Annotated in this window: 14 protein-coding genes; 4 read left to right on the plus strand and 10 right to left on the minus strand. The window is 50.0% G+C overall.

Features of this window, described 5'->3' with window-relative positions; translation table 11 throughout:
• Positions 1-68 precede the first annotated feature (68 nt).
• From B5D23_RS03900 to B5D23_RS03915, 4 genes are read right to left on the minus strand one after another with little or no spacing between them, the layout of a single operon-like run.
• Positions 69-2,384 carry a glycosyltransferase gene (locus B5D23_RS03900; RefSeq protein WP_078684097.1) on the minus strand — a complete coding sequence of 772 codons (2,316 nt, stop codon included), beginning with the start codon at positions 2,382-2,384 and terminating at the stop codon, positions 69-71.
• Positions 2,385-2,387: 3 nt separating this feature from the next.
• Positions 2,388-4,013 carry a CgeB family protein gene (locus B5D23_RS03905; RefSeq protein ID WP_078684098.1) on the minus strand — a complete coding sequence of 542 codons (1,626 nt, stop codon included), beginning with the start codon at positions 4,011-4,013 and terminating at the stop codon, positions 2,388-2,390.
• Positions 4,014-4,034: 21 nt separating this feature from the next.
• Positions 4,035-5,222 carry an NAD-dependent epimerase/dehydratase family protein gene (locus B5D23_RS03910; protein ID WP_078684099.1) on the minus strand — a complete coding sequence of 396 codons (1,188 nt, stop codon included), beginning with the start codon at positions 5,220-5,222 and terminating at the stop codon, positions 4,035-4,037.
• Between the two features lie 9 nt (positions 5,223-5,231).
• Positions 5,232-6,281 carry an SDR family NAD(P)-dependent oxidoreductase gene (locus B5D23_RS03915; RefSeq protein ID WP_144012532.1) on the minus strand — a complete coding sequence of 350 codons (1,050 nt, stop codon included), beginning with the start codon at positions 6,279-6,281 and terminating at the stop codon, positions 5,232-5,234.
• Between the two features lie 209 nt (positions 6,282-6,490).
• On the opposite strand from B5D23_RS03915, the gene B5D23_RS03920 reads away from it, so the two are divergent.
• A complete protein-coding gene (locus B5D23_RS03920) occupies positions 6,491-7,330 on the plus strand; it encodes a glycosyltransferase family 2 protein (RefSeq protein ID WP_078684100.1) in 840 nt (279 codons plus the stop codon).
• Positions 7,331-7,401: 71 nt separating this feature from the next.
• The gene (locus B5D23_RS03925) at positions 7,402-8,451 is read left to right on the plus strand and encodes a glycosyltransferase (RefSeq protein ID WP_159445895.1); all 1,050 of its coding nucleotides are present in this window, start codon (positions 7,402-7,404) and stop codon (positions 8,449-8,451) included.
• A gap of 88 nt (positions 8,452-8,539) precedes the next feature.
• Here the strand turns inward: B5D23_RS03925 and B5D23_RS03930 are convergent, their stop codons facing one another.
• On the minus strand, positions 8,540-10,030 hold the full coding sequence (locus B5D23_RS03930) for a sigma-54 interaction domain-containing protein (protein WP_078684102.1): 1,491 nt from the start codon (positions 10,028-10,030) through the stop codon (positions 8,540-8,542).
• Positions 10,031-10,285: 255 nt separating this feature from the next.
• Between B5D23_RS03930 and B5D23_RS03935 the strand changes: the two genes are divergently transcribed.
• Positions 10,286-11,287 carry a DMT family transporter gene (locus B5D23_RS03935; RefSeq protein WP_078684103.1) on the plus strand — a complete coding sequence of 334 codons (1,002 nt, stop codon included), beginning with the start codon at positions 10,286-10,288 and terminating at the stop codon, positions 11,285-11,287.
• Positions 11,288-11,297: 10 nt separating this feature from the next.
• Complete coding sequence (locus B5D23_RS03940; RefSeq protein ID WP_078684104.1) at positions 11,298-11,570, plus strand: hypothetical protein; 273 nt, start codon at positions 11,298-11,300, stop codon at positions 11,568-11,570.
• A gap of 829 nt (positions 11,571-12,399) precedes the next feature.
• Here B5D23_RS03940 and B5D23_RS03945 read toward each other — a convergent pair.
• The 5 genes from B5D23_RS03945 to B5D23_RS03965 form a co-directional block, all read right to left on the minus strand.
• Positions 12,400-13,377, minus strand: a complete 978-nt coding sequence (locus tag B5D23_RS03945) for a DMT family transporter (RefSeq protein WP_078684105.1) — start codon at positions 13,375-13,377, stop codon at positions 12,400-12,402.
• Positions 13,378-14,473: 1,096 nt separating this feature from the next.
• Positions 14,474-15,037 carry a hypothetical protein gene (locus B5D23_RS03950; RefSeq protein ID WP_078684106.1) on the minus strand — a complete coding sequence of 188 codons (564 nt, stop codon included), beginning with the start codon at positions 15,035-15,037 and terminating at the stop codon, positions 14,474-14,476.
• A gap of 67 nt (positions 15,038-15,104) precedes the next feature.
• Positions 15,105-15,539, minus strand: a complete 435-nt coding sequence (locus B5D23_RS03955) for an OsmC family protein (protein ID WP_078684107.1) — start codon at positions 15,537-15,539, stop codon at positions 15,105-15,107.
• Between the two features lie 21 nt (positions 15,540-15,560).
• Positions 15,561-15,893, minus strand: a complete 333-nt coding sequence (locus B5D23_RS03960; protein WP_078684108.1) for a DsrE family protein — start codon at positions 15,891-15,893, stop codon at positions 15,561-15,563.
• Between the two features lie 15 nt (positions 15,894-15,908).
• Positions 15,909-16,307, minus strand: coding sequence for a DsrE family protein (locus B5D23_RS03965; protein WP_078684109.1), 399 nt, complete (start codon positions 16,305-16,307; stop codon positions 15,909-15,911).
• Position 16,308 lies beyond the last annotated feature (1 nt).

Here is a 16,308-nt window from a genome sequence, read left to right on the forward strand (position 1 = left end):
TTCGTGCCGTTCCTCCTGGGAAAGCGTCTCCCCCTGAAATCCCCTTTCTTCCATTCTCCTTTTCCTTCCTAGTCGAGATCTATGGTGCTCAGTAGAGAGTGAATAATGCGATGAGAACTGAGCGTCCGGTTTGCATCTGTGCGCATTTGAAGCTGCATGTGCTCATGAAGTCTGTCTTTGTACGATGCTGCTGTGAAAAAGAGCTTTTCCCATCGGTCATACGTCCGGTCTGGACTGTAGCCGAGGGCATCCTTGTGGGCTGCTTTTCCGTATTGATCGCGGCGTTCGGTTGAAGACATGAGGGCCTTGAGCTGCTGGGAAAGTGCTGCGACACGATCTTCCCCAGAGGCGAGCAGACCATTGTGCTCATGGCGTATGAGCTGATTGGTGCCGGGGCATTCTGCAAATCCAATGCTGGGAACCCCTACAGCCATAGCTTCGAGAATGCAGGTGGGGCAGCCTTCACTCAAAGAGGCTGTGACATGAATCTGACTTTTGAGGAATTCAGCGAAAACATCATCTGTTCGACCACAGATATGAATGCGTTCCTGGAGCGAGTGTTCCTCAATGTAGTCTTTGATCTCCAGCTTGTGGGGCTGGGGACCTTCGAGCGTGTTGCCAAAAACGCGGATGTCCCAGAGGGGGAATTCATCTGCGATTTGGTGGAACGCTTTGAGCAGGGTGATGAAGTTTTTATTTTTTTTCATCCCCCCAATATTGATGATGGAGTAGCGGCCCTGTGGTTCCTGATGTGCTCTGGTCTCGTGGACGAAAGACGGATTTGGGAATGCGGCGAGACTGTCCTGAATGTAGTCAGGGAAGCTGTCTGCATATTCGGGCATCACAAGACGAATGGCCTGTGCTGAGGCTGCGACGGCCTCACGCTCTACAGCACGAATCTCAAAGCGTGTTTTGGGGGCCTTTTTTTCAATCCAGTTTGTTTGCACCAGCCGTTGTGGGTTGGTGCATTCCTGCATCCCAAAGGGAATTCCTGTACCGAAAACAAGTTTTCGGTATCGAAGAAGCTCCCGGTTGAAATAAAAGGCAAAGAAAAGATCTGGAGAAAGGGCTATGAGTGCCTCCCGAAGCTTTTTCGAGCTTGTATACGGCAGGGGGATGACCCCCTCTGTCAGCGGGTAGGCTGGATGCCCTGTGTTTTTGTAGCAGACGTAAACCCGGTGCCCTCGGCGTGCCATTTCGTTGGCAAGCTCAGAGGAAACACGTTCTGCACCGCCTTTTCCTGCAGCAAGCGAGTCAGACATGATGGTCAGAGTGAGCTTGTGAGGGCGAGGGGCCGGAGCTGTGGTTTTTTTCTGCACCAGTTTCTTGAACAGAGGGACAAAGGAGCTACGCAAAAGTGCTGTGTAATCAAATGATTCAAGCTGCGTTCTGTTTGTACGAAGTTGCTCCTGCTGAGAAAGTTGAGGCAGTTCCTGCAAGGCTTTTGTGAGGCCATGTCCTTCCTGTTCAAAAAGTGAAAGGGAAAAACCACTGTTTTTGAGTGCCCTGTGTGCTTCTGTGTTTGAGGCCAGCAATGGAAGGCCTGCACCCATGAATTCCAGAGATTTGAGCGAGGGAGAGTTGGAGAAGACTTCTGATGGAACCCAGGCAATGCCTGCGTCATATTCAGGGAGACGTTTCAACAGTTCTTTTTGTGGAAGCTGTCCCTTGATTGTTACTTTGGCGTTGGGGTGCAGGGTTGGAATTTGCTCCTCAAGCTCTGCGATGCCAGCCAGACTTTTGCCATAGAGATCAAGATACAGGGGGTGTTTGGCATGTTTTGCTGCTTCCGAAAAAAGCGAGAGCAGTCGGGGAAGGCGACGCCGTGGATTCAAGGCACCAATGTAGACAAAGCGCTGGAAATTTTTTCGGGCCTGTATGGAAGACGCTGCTGGAAAAAGTGTGCAGTCAACGCCAAGTGGATAGGGAACGCTTGGGACGGTATGCCCCGGAATCCAGCTTTCAACACTTTCCTCAGAAAGCGTCACAATGGCATCAAGGGTGTGTTCGGCGAACTGGCCTCGTTCCTGAACATTCTTGAGTGCCTTTCCGGAAAGCAGAAGGGGCGTTTTGATGTCCAGTACGATTTTTGCGTTAGGAAAGGCCTTGCGCAAAAAAAACGCTGTATCACTCCATTCATGGCTATTGAAAATATAAAAAATGTCTGGAGAAAAGTCCTCCAGCTCGTGCATGCGCCCCAAAAGATCAAGAGGGGAGATGCTTTCAACGTTGAGCATTGGGATTTGTTCATCAAAAACGCCTTGGGTGTTCTCTGGAGCCAGAACGAGAGTTGTAAAGAACTCCTGTGCGTATTTGACAAAGAGGTAGGTCCCCGGAGTGCCAAGAAGGCCAAAAGGTCGGGAGGAAAGAAAACAGACGTTCATGGGCTATACCTCAAAGGAACAGTTCAGGAGGAGCGAGTCGCTGGGGCGAGAGACATGCCGTGAGTCCACCAGATTAAAAGAATCTGCAAAAAGTCCCTGAGAGTGAGCGCACTGCTGGATAAGCGTTTCCTTGAGGGCTTCCGTAATGGTGCAGGATGCTGAAAGGCTGGAAAAGCTGTTTGTGAGCAGTACAGACTTGCGCAGGGCAAAGAGGAGTTCACGCGAGGCAAGCGCTCTGTGCCCAAGGTGTTTTCCTTTAATCTTGAGGCAGGGCAAACGCTCTTCATTGAGGTCGCGGACAGGTTCTTTGACGACGAACTGAGCATCTCCGGCGCACCGGAAACTGAGCAAGATATCTTCGAGGAAGTGTTTGCCATAGTTGAGCCCTTCGTGAAGAAACAGGACGTACTCGCCAGTCCCAAGGTGAGCTGCCAGTTCAATGCTCAAATGCGGGGCATATGGCTCTGGCTTTGGCAGAATGCGAATATGTGAAGGAACATCTGTTGTCGTTGTTGCCTGTTTTTCAACAAAGAGAAGGAGCTCTTTGTTGGCATAACTTTGTTTTGAATATGCTGTAAGGATCTGCTGCTTCTGTTCTTCTGAAGCGACAGATGCCACAAGTGTTACCCGAGGCTCTTCGTTCCAGTCTGAGCTACAACCAAGTGAAGCGGCGCAGGCTTTGAGCCAGTGCCCAGCGCTTGCTGAGTTCATGGCAGCTCGCCATGCTTTGTGGGCCTTTTGGCGAAGAAAAAGAGGATCAATTTGCTGGCGGGCAATGTCGTTTTTGAGCTGCTGAGTGCTTTGCTCCTTTGACTGTTCCAAAGGCAATGCTGGACAGGCTGATGCCGTGGCAAGGAGTTGTGTCCGGGATGGGACCGCATTGTGAATCAACAGATCACTTTGGCGCAGCAGAATATTTTTTTGAGGCGATGTGATGGCCCGGATGCAGCGCAGAAGCGTTTTGTGTTCTGCATTTTGGTCCGAAAGAATACGCAGGGAAAGCTTGTCTCCCTCAAAGATATTTTCAACTGCCTTGGGAGCGTCGATGTCTTCGGAAAGAAGTATGTCGGCATGCTTCTTGTGATAGGTGCTCAGCGTTCGGAACGGATGGGTACGAAGAGGCTGAAAGCAGTCGGGCAGAAGGGTGACTGTCCGATTTTGTTCGCGAAGCTTGGTGCTGACTTCTGCCGAATGGGTGATGATGTGAGAAAAGGACTCCAGAGCATCCGTGTAATATGGAAGCTGGTTGGCTTTACTCGTAATCCAGAAGACAGTTGGAAGGCCCTTGTGCTTGGCATATTCAAGAATCTTGTGCAGCGTTTTCTGGTGCTCACTGTCCGGCATGAGCGCCATGCGCCACTCCCCAGTGGCGCTTTCCCAGCCTGATTCAATGAGAATAAAGTCTGGCGAAGCGTATTTGACAATCTGTACAGCATTTTCCGGGGTGAGGAGAAGAAGTTCGCACTCCGGCTGAAGTTCAAGAGCACGTTCCTCACTTAGCAGGGCAGCAACTCTCAGGTGAGAGCGCTGCGACACTGCTTCAAAGGGAGTGTTTTCTCCAGAAGTCCAAAATGGTTTGAATTTTTTGAGAAAATTCAAAGAGTGAGACAAGGTCCCTTGGGCTTTCATAGACGAGTCCTGAAATTAGCGTTACCAGCGGATGCCACGGAAGATGACGTCTTTTCTGATGTTTTCTTTGTATGTTTCTACAAGGGCAAACATGGAGTTCATCACGTTATCTGTAAGGTAGTGCGGTTCCACACCGATTTCGACCAGACCAGAATAGGTTGGGTTGTAGTAGTGCTCTTCAGCTTCCTTGCGTGGGTTTTCAATGTGTTGAATTTCAACCTTGTGGCCTCTTGCCTGACCAATTCGCTGAGTCAGTTCGGCAAGCTCACTAACGCTGAAAGTTTCCATGATCTGGTTAAAGATACGCAGTTCACCTTGTCCTGCTGGAGTCAGAACCGATTTTTCAACGCACTGGAGTGTATCGTTGATGTTCAAGTAACCGCGGGTCTGTCCTCCCTGACCGTAAATTGTCAGCGGATAGCCGGTAACTCCCTGAACAACAAATCTATTGATGACCGTTCCGAAAATTTCATCATAGTTGAACAGACTTCTCAGACGATGATCGATTTCTGATTCTGGAGTTTCAACGCCATAAACAGGTCCCTGCATCAGGTCAGTAATGGAAAGGCCCCACATCCGAACCGCAAACCACATCAGATCAGTGTCCATGATTTTGCTTGTGTGGTAGAGCGATGATGCCTGACGAGGATACAGGAAGCGCCCCTTTCGTCCCTTGTGTTCAATCTCCAGCCAACCTTCCTCAATATCAATGTTTGGTGTGCCGTATTCGCCCATAGTCCCGATGTGCACAACGTGGGTTTCCGGCGAGTAATCTTTGAGGGCAAAGAGGAGGTTGTTTGTTACGAGCAGGTTGTTTTGCAGCGTAAAGTTTGCATGCTTGTAGTCTATAAGCGAGTACGGTGCAGAAGGCTGTTCCGCATAGTGGAGTACTGTGTCAGGCTGTGCTGTGGATGGCTTTTCCGTTGCGGTCCATGCGTATTTGACTCGTCCATTGAAAAAAGAGCGCATGAATTCTGGATCAGACAAATCTCCAAGAGCGACCTTGATTTCATTCCCTGTGTGCTGGTGCCAAATCTTGGCCCGTTCGATGAGTGTCGGAACAGGGTAGAGCATGCCAACATCAAGAGTGGTGCAGGCATTCCTTCGGAAATAGTTGTCAGCAACGGTGACATTATGGCCGCGGGCAGAGAGGTACATTGCAGTCGGCCAGCCAAGGTAGCCATCACCACCTAAAATTAAAATATCCATTGTCCAGTCCTAGGATGCTGTTTCGAAAAGCAGATTGTTTTTGTACAGGAAGTCTTTGAGTTCCACCTGCGTCAGCGGTGTTTCGTTTGCTGAGTTGTATGGACGGGTTACGGTCTTGGAGAGTGTCCCAGGATACTCATAGTTGATGTGGCGATAGACACAACGGAAGGCGGGAGTTACGGCAAAGTATTTTTCCAGTTCAACAGTTCTGGCCATTTCTTCTTCGCTCATGAGCTCTTCATAGAGCTTTTCACCGGGTTTGCTTCCAATCACGGTGATGCCTATGTCCTCAGGATTGTGCCCATACACCGGAGCAAGCTCCTGAATCATGACTTCGGCGAGATCCTTGATGCGGATGACGGGCATTTTTGTGACAAAGACTCCGCCGCCCTGTGCCAGTTCACAGGAATCAATGACCAGCTTGGTAGCTTCATCAATGCTCATAATAAAGCGGGTCATTTCGGGATGAGTCAAAGACAGATTCTTTCCGGATTTGATTTGCTCGCGGAAAATTGGGATGACCGAACCTCGAGAACCAAGGACATTGCCAAATCGTGTAGAGGCAAGGATGGTCCGTTTGTCACGGGCAAGGCTGTTTGCGGCAGTAATAAGTCGCTCGCCCATGAGCTTGGATGTCCCCATTACATTAGTGGGATTCACAGCCTTGTCTGAACTGGTGAAAATGACTTTTTCAACATTGCATTCCAAAGCTGCATCAATGACATTTTTGATGCCAAGGATATTGGTCTGAACGCTTTCATACGGTGATTTTTCACAGAGGATAACGTGCTTGAGTGCCGCTGTATGGAAAACTATGTCGATTCCCTTGGTGAGCTTGGTCAGCTTGCTGATGTCGCGGATGTCGCCAAGGTAGAAGTGTGCATTTTCGTAACTGCCGTAAATTTGATCGACGAAAAACAGTTCACTTTCGTTGTTGTCTATGCCGATAAGCTCTCCAACTCCGTAGTCTTCGAGAAGCTGTCGGATCAGTTCCTTTCCGATGGTTCCGCATGCCCCAGTCACCAAGACACGCTTGTTCCGTAAATTCAAACTTTGCACACAGATCCCCAGTGTAAGCGTTTTTGATTAAATGCGACGCACTCGCGTAAGACATACATTTACAGCTTTAGAAAAGCTGATTATGCACTGTATCGCTTGCTATGAGTCGTTAGCCATGAATGGAAAGTATTAATAATGGTGATGAACACATAGCACCAAGCTCACTTCCGTATCCGATTTAATTTTTTGAAACAAGGTTTTGCAAAGGAATGTTTGATCTTATACTTGCTACGGTTGACAGAGTATATTGTGTTGAAAAACTATTCTCTTCACTTGCAACCCAGAAATCTAAAGATTTTCGAGTTGTAATAATAGATCAGAATGACAAGAAAACTTCTTTTGCGCTGCAAAAAATTGCAAAAAAGTATAGAGATATATTTTCTGTGAAGATCGTGAGCTCAGAGCGTGGCCTTTCACGAGCAAGAAACGCAGGGTTGGATATTTTAAAAGGAAATATGTTTTCATTAACAGATGACGATATATTCTTTTATGATGATACACTAGAGTGTGCAGAAAAGGCGCTTGGTCAGTGTGATATTGCAATAGGAAAAATCGTTTATCGAAATGGAGACTTTTCAAAGGGACTTCCTGAAAAAGAAAAGTATGCTAAGCCATATAGGCTACATTTTTTGCAGGAAGCCTGTTTTCAGGCTCCATCGGCAACCCTGTTTTTTCGTCGAGAGGTCGCCGAAGCTTTGGAAACGCATTTCCCGGAGCATATTGGAGCTGGGACTTCGAGCCCGTATGGCTCCGGAGCCGAGACTGATTTTCTGATTCGGGCAATGAAAAAAGGATTTCGGGTGGAGCGTCATGGAGAGATACAGGTTATTCATCCGGAGATGGAGCTGGCAGGCGCTGTGAATCTTACGAAAGCTCGTCGCTATGGGCTTGGGCGATATCGTTTAATTAAAAAGTATCGGCTGGGTTTTTGGTTTTTGCTTTTGAACGCTGCTCAGCCTTTGTTTCGCATGTTGCGCAAGCCCTTGAATAAAGCGCACCGACAGTTTCAGTGGCAGGTCTTTCTTGGAAGAATTGGTCGTCACATATGAAAATAGCGTATCTCTTACACGCCCCATTTGGCGGGCTGGGCCGGGCGGCTTCCTGTGAATTTCCACGGCGAATGGCAAAACGCGCAGACGTGACGGTATTTGCTCCTGTTGTGCGCCGCGCCCCAGAAGAGACTGCCGGTGCAACACCGTTTAAGCTCGTTTCGCGGAAAAGGTCGGCTTTGTTATGGTTTCGAGCATGGTGGCAGGAACTTTCTCGTTGTTCTCCTGACATCGTTCACGTTTATTACTCCCCGCGTACGTTTCCCCTGTATGCTGCGCTTCGCAGGGCTGCACCCAACGCCCGATGGTGTATAGATATCCGTGCTCCTCTTCTTGCGCAGGGCAAGAAACTTTGGTTTGCTCAGCAAATGGGACTTCGGCTTCACCATCATTTTGACCTGTGCTTTGGAACTTCGTTGGAGAATGCCCGCCGAGCCTTCCCAAACGTTTTTTCTGCGGAACAGGGACCTTCATCCGCACAGGGATTTCCCTACCGAGATCTGCCTTTTGGGGTGGACTGCGCTCTTGCCTCAGCTGCTGCGCGTGGCAAAAAACTTTTGCCCTCAGAAGGATCTGGACCGCGAAAAGCGGTGTATGTTGGGACGCTCGCCAAAGCGCGTCGTCTTGATGTGCTTTTGCGTGGCGTTGACCGCTTTTGCCAGACACCGCAGGGAAGAGGTTTTTATCTTGATTTGTGGGGAGAAGGGGATGCCGAAGAAGAGTTGCGCTCTTACGCCTCGCAGCGAGGGCTTCCCGTTCGATTTTGTGGTCGTGCTCCGCATGATGTGCTCTTGCAGCGTCTTGGGCATTACGATGTGGGGATCGGTTTTGTGCCGGGGGGCGCGTATGAAGATTCCCCCTCACTTAAGGTGCTGGAGTATTGCGCGTCTGGTTTGCTGTGTCTTGCAAGCAAGACCCGTGCGCATGAGCGGTTTATGGCACAAGGGTTTGAGGGACTTGTGTTTGAGAATACCGAGCAGGGGGTCTGTGATGCTTTGGTTCGGGCATTCCAAAATGATATTGGTGCCCCATTCGTTCAGAACATAAAGCACGCACAGCAGTATGACTGGGATGTGTTGATTGAGGAGCGGCTTCTCCCAAGCTACAAAGATCTTTTATAGAACACAGTACTTTTTTGCTTCGCGGCAAACACAAAACTCCCGACAGAGGCGTCTGCTTCTGCCGGGAGTTTTTGCGTATTGGGGAATGTCAGATGCTGTAGCGGCGGATTTTGCGCTGCATGGTTCGAATGTTTAGCCCGAGCTTGTCTGCGGCTTCGCCTTTATGCCAGCGACAGCGTTCGAGGGTTTTGACGATGAGGCGGCGTTCAAGCTGCTCTACGGCGGTTTTGAGTGTTTGCCCTGACTGGAAGACAATACCCATCTCTCCAAGCTCTCCTGCGGCCTGCGCTATGGCTTTTTCTTCATTAACGCGGATGTCTGTGAAGTTGATATCTCCAAAAGCCACATAGCGGTCCAAAACGTTTTGTAACTCACGGACATTGCCCGGCCAGTCGTATTCTTCCAGTGCAACGCGTATTGCAGCAGGAATGGCAAAGCGGCCACCGCTTTTGGGATTATTTTTTTTGAATCGCTCCAGAAAGTGGTCCATGAGCAGAGGAATATCTTCTTTGCGTTCGCGAAGTGGGGGGACGGTAACGGGAAGAACGTGGATTCGGTAGAAGAAGTCTGCGCGCATTTCACCTTTGCGCACCATTTCTTTGAGGTTGCGGTTGGTTGCCGCGATGATACGGAAGTCAGAGTGGCGGGGGCGGGTTTCGCCGACGGGGGTGTACTGTTTGCTTTCCAGGGCGCGGAGGAGTTTGACCTGAAGATTGAGATTAAGCTCACCAAGCTCATCAAGGAAGAGGGTGCCGCCATCCGCCGCAGCAAGCAGGCCCTGTTTGTCTGTGTTGGCCCCAGAGAACGCGCCTCGCTTGTGCCCAAAAAACTCACTTTCCAAAAGCTGTTCGGGAATGGCGCCACAGTTGACCGGGACATATTGCCCCTTTCGGGAACTGAGTTCGTGAACCGTTCTTGCCACGAGGTCCTTGCCTGTTCCAGTCTCTCCATAAACAATGATGTTTGTGTCGCTTTCTGCCGCTTTCATCACAAGCTTGTAGACTTGCTGCATGGCAGGGCTTCGTCCGATCATTTCTCCAAAGCGGTACTGGCCATTGAGGGATGCTCTGAGACGGTCGTTTTCTTCCTTGAGGTCCATCTCTTTGAGCTTCTGGGCGCTGACATCCATCACAATGCCATCCAGATGGGTTGCGACACCTTTTTGGTTATAGACCGCTTCCCCCTGGTCCCAGATCCATTTCTTTTCCCCTGTGCTCATGGTCACACGGTACATCGCTCCGTATGGCTCATGTTTCATGACATGGTCTTTTACGTGTTTTCTGATTCTCATCAAATCAGAAGGATCGGTCATCCGCTCAATGGTGTTCCAGTTATCCCGAATCATCTCATGAGAGGTGAAACCAAGAAGCTCCAGACTTCCTCGGCTTGCAAACTCCAGAGTGTAGTTGAGGTCGGAATCGATACGGCATCTGTAGGCCATTCCGGGGAGGTTGTGCAGCATGCGGGTGTGGCGCTCTTCACTTTCTTGCAACTGGTTACGAAGTTTTTCAGAATCCTTGGCCTTTATGCGGAGAATTTCACATTCTTTTCGCAAAGCTTCATAGTCTTCATTCGGCATGTCAGTCATCCTTGTCGCAAATCATGTCATTTTTGTCGTTTCGCCAATAAGCTATTCGGGAAAATGGTTTTATACCCGTACTCTATTGCGAAACACGACAAATCTGTCGCTCTCTGACAGTGTGCTTGTACATTTTTTCCCGTTATGCAAGAGGAAAACCACGATTAGACCGAAACTTTTTTTCTTGGCGTACTTGTTGCTTGTGAAGATATCTGCAAACCTATGGCCCCTTACACATGAGACGGAGTTTCTATTATGAAGATTTATTCCCCAACTGTTGGGGAGCTGAAGGAAAAACGAGACATCGCATTTGCAAAGAAAGGGCTTGCATGGGCGTTGTGCTCAGGAATCATCTGGGGCGCCGAAGGCGTGGTACTCGGTATCGCTCTTTCTATGGCTCCTTTTGCAGATTCCCCCCTGTGGCTTTTGGCTCCACTTACAGCGTCAGGAATGCATGACCTGATTGCTGGATGCTGGACTCTGATGTTTAACTGGAAGACTGGTCGCCTAAGAGAAATTGCACGGAGTATCTTCACCAAACCCGGACTCTTTGTCTGTTTTGGGGCACTGTGTGGTGGACCCATAGGAATGGGTGGCTATCTTGTCGCATTAAAATTTGCAGGACCTGCATACGTCCTGCCCATCACGTCACTGTATCCTGCTGTTGCTTCAGTGTTGGCAATGATCTTCCTGAAGGAAAAGATCTGTGGCAGAGCTTGGCTTGGATTGTTGATGTGTATTGCTGGTGCGTTCATCATTAGTTATGCGCCCCCGGAAGGTGGCGTGAACTCACATTTTTACTGGGGTATCGGCATTGCCCTGCTTGCAACGCTCGGCTGGGGAGCTGAAGGCGTCTTTGCAACCTATGGCATGGACTTGCTCGATCCCACGGTTGTGCTGAACATTTATCAGATTGTTTCAGCATTTTTGTATCTTTTTATTTTGCTTCCGCTTCTCGGAGGATGGATGGTTCTGGAAGGTGCGATGACAAACTTCTCAGGACTTGTCCTTGTCGCTGCGGGTTTCCTTGGAGCCTGTTGTTACATTCTTTGGTACCGGGCAATGAATATGACCGGCGTGAGCCGTGCTATGGCTATGAATATCACCTATGCCCTCTGGGGTATTCTGTTCAGTGCGATATTCACTGATGTCCAGATTACGCAGAACCTGTTGTGGGGTGCGCTGATTATTACTGGCGGTATGGTGCTGGTTGTTGGCAATCCCAAAGACATCGCAAACCTGCGTAGCGTGAATTAGGGGAGAAACTATGTTCAATCTGAAGCCTCCGTTTCGTATGATGATTGCTAACAGCTTTCGGGATGAGCAGCCCCGCAATGCTCAGAGTTTGCTTGATGAGTTACGTGATGAATATGGCTCTGAACGCCAGTTTACAAAGAGCCATGTAGAAAACCATCTAATGAGCCTTAAGGCTGTAGGGATTCTTCGGGACTTCGACGCAGAAATTACTGAGTCGGGTCAGCTTGTTCCTCGCTATATCATAACTCCATATGGCAAGGGCAAGATTCAGGAATCCTGTTAGTTTCCTCAGATATACTCCATCCGTTAAGGCCAGAGGTCGTCCCCCTCTGGCCTTTTCTTATGGTTTTTAGGGGTATGTAGAGATTGGTGTGTGTTTTTTGAAATGTGGTGTTTGATGGGGGGGCGTGTAATGCCTTTGAGAGGAAGAGTGACCTCCGGTGGGCAAGGGGATTGCATCCCCCTGCACCCTGCAAATGGGGATGTGTCAGTGGCGTAGAGTTGTGGTTAGGAAGGGAGAGGTCTTTTGGTAAAGAGTGGGATGAGATGTTTGGGTAGAGAGGTGATGTGAGAGGTGTGCAGAGATTGGTGTGTGTGTTTTAAAGGGGGGTGTTTGATGAGATGGGCCGTGTAATGCCTTTGAGAGGAAGGATGACCTTCGGTGGGCAAGGGGATTGCATCCCCCTGCACTCTGCAAATGGGGATGTGTCAGTGGTGTAGCGTTGTGGTTAGGAAGGGAGAGGTCTTTTGGTAAAGAGTGGGATGAGATGTTTGGGTAGAGAGGTGATGTGAGAGGTGTGCAGAGATTGGTGTGTGTTTTTTTAAGGGTGGTGTTTGATGGGATGGGGCGTGTAATGCCTTTGAGAGGAAGAGTGACCTCCAGTGGGCAAGGGGATTGCATCTCCCTGCACCCTGCAAGTGGGGATGTGTCCGTGGCGTAGAGTTGTGGTTAGGAAGGGAGAGGTCTTTTGGTAAAGAGTGGGATGAGATGTTTGGGGGATCGAGGAAAAGCACGCTTCCACGGGCTGATGTGGGAGCGTGCTTTGTGGGGATACGGATGAGGGCTGATTCATCCGTTTACGCGAGGTAAATGCTGAGAGCGAGAGCAATATCTAGGCGGATTCTCCCTGGAGTTTTCTAGCCACAGCAGGAGTCTTTCGTGTCTTGCTGGAGCGTGAAGAGCTTCCGACAGTCAGGCATATAATGATGCCGCTAAAGATGAGCAGGCCGCTAATAATCTGGCATGTGCTGACCGTCTCACCGAGGAAGACCCAGGCAAGGATGCCGCTACAGAAGGGAATTGTGTAATAGAAAAGTGTGGTTTTTCCTGCGCCAATGATTTCTACCGCCATGTTCCAGAACAGGTAGCAGAGCACGGATGCAAAGATGCCAAGGTACAGAAGGATAGCCCAGACGGTTTGGGTCATTTCGGGCAGGACAGCACCGTTATTCAGTTCCCAGAAGCACATCGGGCACAGGAAGAGCAGTCCAAGAATAAAAGTGGACATGAGCATGGCAGACTGGCTGAGTTTGCCAGCAAGTTTTTTGACGGAGACATTATAGCAGGCGGACATACCTGCCACGGCGAGCATAAGCAGATCGCCGGTCGTGAAGGTGAGCTGGGCGAGTTTGGCAAAGTCACCGTCTGTGACGAGGACAACAACGCCAAACATGCTGACCAGAATGCCGAGAAGAGTCCGCAGGCGCAGGTCTTCGCCAAGGAAAAAGTATGCGAGAATAAAGGTAAAGACAGGGGAGAGTGTCGCAATCAGCGACATGTTGAGGGCCTCTGTTGTGCTGCCTGCAACAAAGCTCAGCAGGTCATACAGGGAGATGCCAAAAAGCGCGACGAGGCACAGCCCCGGCAGGTGTGCAAGCACGGTCTGCCGTTCACGCCAAAGCGGCCGGATTCCAAAAGGAAGGAAAACAAGCGTCGCAATGAGCCAGCGAAGAACATTGAAAGTCGCTGGGGGGAAACTGTCAGCCATTGCCCGTGCTGCGACGAAATTGCCTGACCAGTTCAGGACCGCAAGGGCGATGAGCACATACCCGAAAAGTTCATGAGTCCGAAGACTCTTCAGGCTATGCATGGGAAACTCCTTATAGGGGGAAATATCTCTGCCTTGCGAGATGTGATGTACAAGGCGGTCCGTTCTGTTTGGACACTTTGAGAAAGGAAGGGTGTTCCTGCCTCTCCCCCTCCTCTTGGCGGTTCCAAGAGGAGGGAGTTTGGGAGGCACTTACAGGAGCCTTCGCGTCCTGGACATTAAAGCGCATACTGGCAGGGCGCTTCACCAAGGATGGAGTTCAAGCAAAAGCTTCCGTAACTGTGTACACCCGAAGCAACTCGGCCGCGAAAATATATGGCTAGTACATTCTCCGCCGTACCGCTTCAAAGCAGCCGATGGCGTTCCTTTGCCCAGACTCCATTTGCAGTAACGGGAGAGAAGACACTGGCTATGCATCTGATCTCGTCGACCCTGCAAATGAAGGGTTAGGAGGTAATGGACAAAGGCAAACCTTGGCAGGCCTGCTGTGCTCGAGATATATCTCTGCAAAACAGGCGGGCAGCTGTAATACCTCTTTGGTATTGCTGAATATCTAGCATCAGTCGTGCCAACTTTGAAAATTGAGCAATAGCGGGCTTTTCCAGTGGTTTTTATGTCCCTCCTTGAGAGGGAGCTTTGAGGCGGCGACAAAAATGTCGCAGGAAAGCTTTGAATATCCAAGAAATCCCCTGTATTTACAGGCTTTTTGGAGTACGACAAGTTTGTCGCATCCCTTTGAGGAGACTCTAGAGCTGCGACAATTCTGTCGTTTCTGATGCGAAAGGTAAATCTGAGGAGGAAAAAGGCTGTGTATTTTACTGAAAAGAGAGGAAGATATTCTTCAAAAGCGTTGCTATTCGGTGAAATACATGTGCGACACTTTTGTCCTGCATGGAAAAACTGTCGCATTCCACTGCGACAGTTCTGCCGCATGATTTGAGTACGTGATATACGAGTGCTCTTTTTGGCGTGCTGCTGTTGTCTGATGATGTAGAGAGGAGTAGGCGTGGGGAAGAAGAGGGAAAAGGAAAACGGGGCAACCGCAGACGTGCTGACAGTTGCCCCGTGGCATGCAAACCTTAACGCATGCCGCACAGAATAGGACCCATACTTCCGTGCGGCAGATATCCTAGAAAGACTAAGCGCAGTCGTGCTTGTCCCAAGGCTCGCGATTGTCGCGCTGAAGAGCTGCTTCCATGCGGGAGATGGCGTCTTTCAGCTTGTTGATTTCACTCATCTTCAGGTTCGGATCTTTCAGAGCCTGATAGATCACAGCGCCGGTAGCGTCTGCGGGGATTTCGAGATCAGCAACGTAGCAGATAGTGGGGATAACGTCCTGAGCAGCAGCAGAGCGCTCGACTTCACCCTTCTTTTTGACACCAAGGCCGTAGAAGTACAGGCCATTTTCAGCAGCGAGAACAACCAGGGTGCGGCGGTCAGCAGCCTCAATCACCTGTGCCATGCCTGCTTCCTGGTCGTCGCCGAGGGAGCAGTATGCAAATGCTGCGTCGTCTTCGAATGCCTTTGCCAGAGCTTCGGGAGCTGCACTCACAGCGCCGGAAACTTTTGCTGCCTCAGCAAGCACATCACCGCAGGTGAAGTCTTTGACGGAAGCGGCTTTCTTAGCGAATTTCTTGAGGGAATCGCCAGCAGCAAAATCAACAGTAGCAGCGGAAACGAGGATTGCTTTTTTGTCAGCCATTGTGTTCTCCTTAATATGATGACCGCAGTAAATGCGGATGTTTGAATGTCAGCAGTACGAGAAAAATTTATTCGGAAACCATTGTGATCGTGTAGTCCACGTCCATAGCTTCTTCGAGAGAGTAGGTCAGAAGCGAGCCGTTCAGCATGTTGTCTTTGACTTCTTCAAAGGCGTCGCGGAACTGTTCGTCCAGGCCAACTTCAACAGTGATGTCCAGCGTGCAGTACTTGGTGCGCATGACTTCGTCCTTGTCTTTGGACGTCGTGGCATGGGCACGCATGAACTTGATCTCTGCGCCCTTGCGGGTCAGGCTGTTGGCAAAGGTGTTGGTGTAGCAGGCAAGAGCAGCCATACACAGCAGACGGGCACCCATGTGCTCTTGATTACGATCCTCAGCGCTCAGTTCGGAGTAGTCCACCCGGATTTCGGGGAGGGCCTGTGCGCCAAGATTGAAGAGATCAGTGTTTCCATCAACACGGTCGTAGGTTACATTTACAGCCATTTTTTTCTCCTCAAGGGTGAGCTAGAAGTAGCTCACGGTGTCGCAGTCTTCACACATTTCCTGCACATCGTCGGCGTCGACAATTTCGACACCTTCCAGCAGCTTGCCTTCGTCTATGCCGCGCAGCTCAAGGCTCTTGCGGTCACAAAACACTTCGCCGTCCTGATCCAGAAAATCTTTCAGCATGGAGCTGTGATATCCGGGATTTCCAGTGAGGCACCAAACGCCTTCTTCGGTGAACAGCAGTTTGGTTTCAAAACCATTTTGATGGGTTGCCCATGCAGTTCGGATTCCAAGAGCGGAAGCTTCAACTCCAAGGGGTTTCGCAACAACCCAGCATGCAGATCCAATCATTGTTTCGTCTCCCTTCTAGTGGCCTACGGTAAGAAGTACGTCTGTTGTCATGAGGTACTTGCTAAAGGTTCCGCCAACATCACCCCACTTGATCTCACCGTCGTAGCCACGGGACTCAATGCCGCGGGCGTGTTCGTTGGTGTGACAGGTGGAAATGTCAGCCCCTTTTTCTGTCAGCTCGCCAAGGCGGGCAGACACTTTTGTAGGCTCAATGTGATCCAGAAGGCGCGGAGCAATGTGCAGGTCATCACCTTCAATCGGGATTTCCTGCTTGGAGAGGTTCACCCCGTTTCCAAAAAGGTACATCTGTACCTTGTGACCCTTGTTCAGAGCGGCTTCTGCCAGGCTTGTGGCAAAAACCGAATCCTCGTTTTCTGCGGCGCCAGACAGCAGAACCATTGTCAGTGTAGCCATT

Source organism: Desulfobaculum bizertense DSM 18034 (assembly GCF_900167065.1).
Classification (GTDB): domain Bacteria; phylum Desulfobacterota; class Desulfovibrionia; order Desulfovibrionales; family Desulfovibrionaceae; genus Desulfobaculum; species Desulfobaculum bizertense.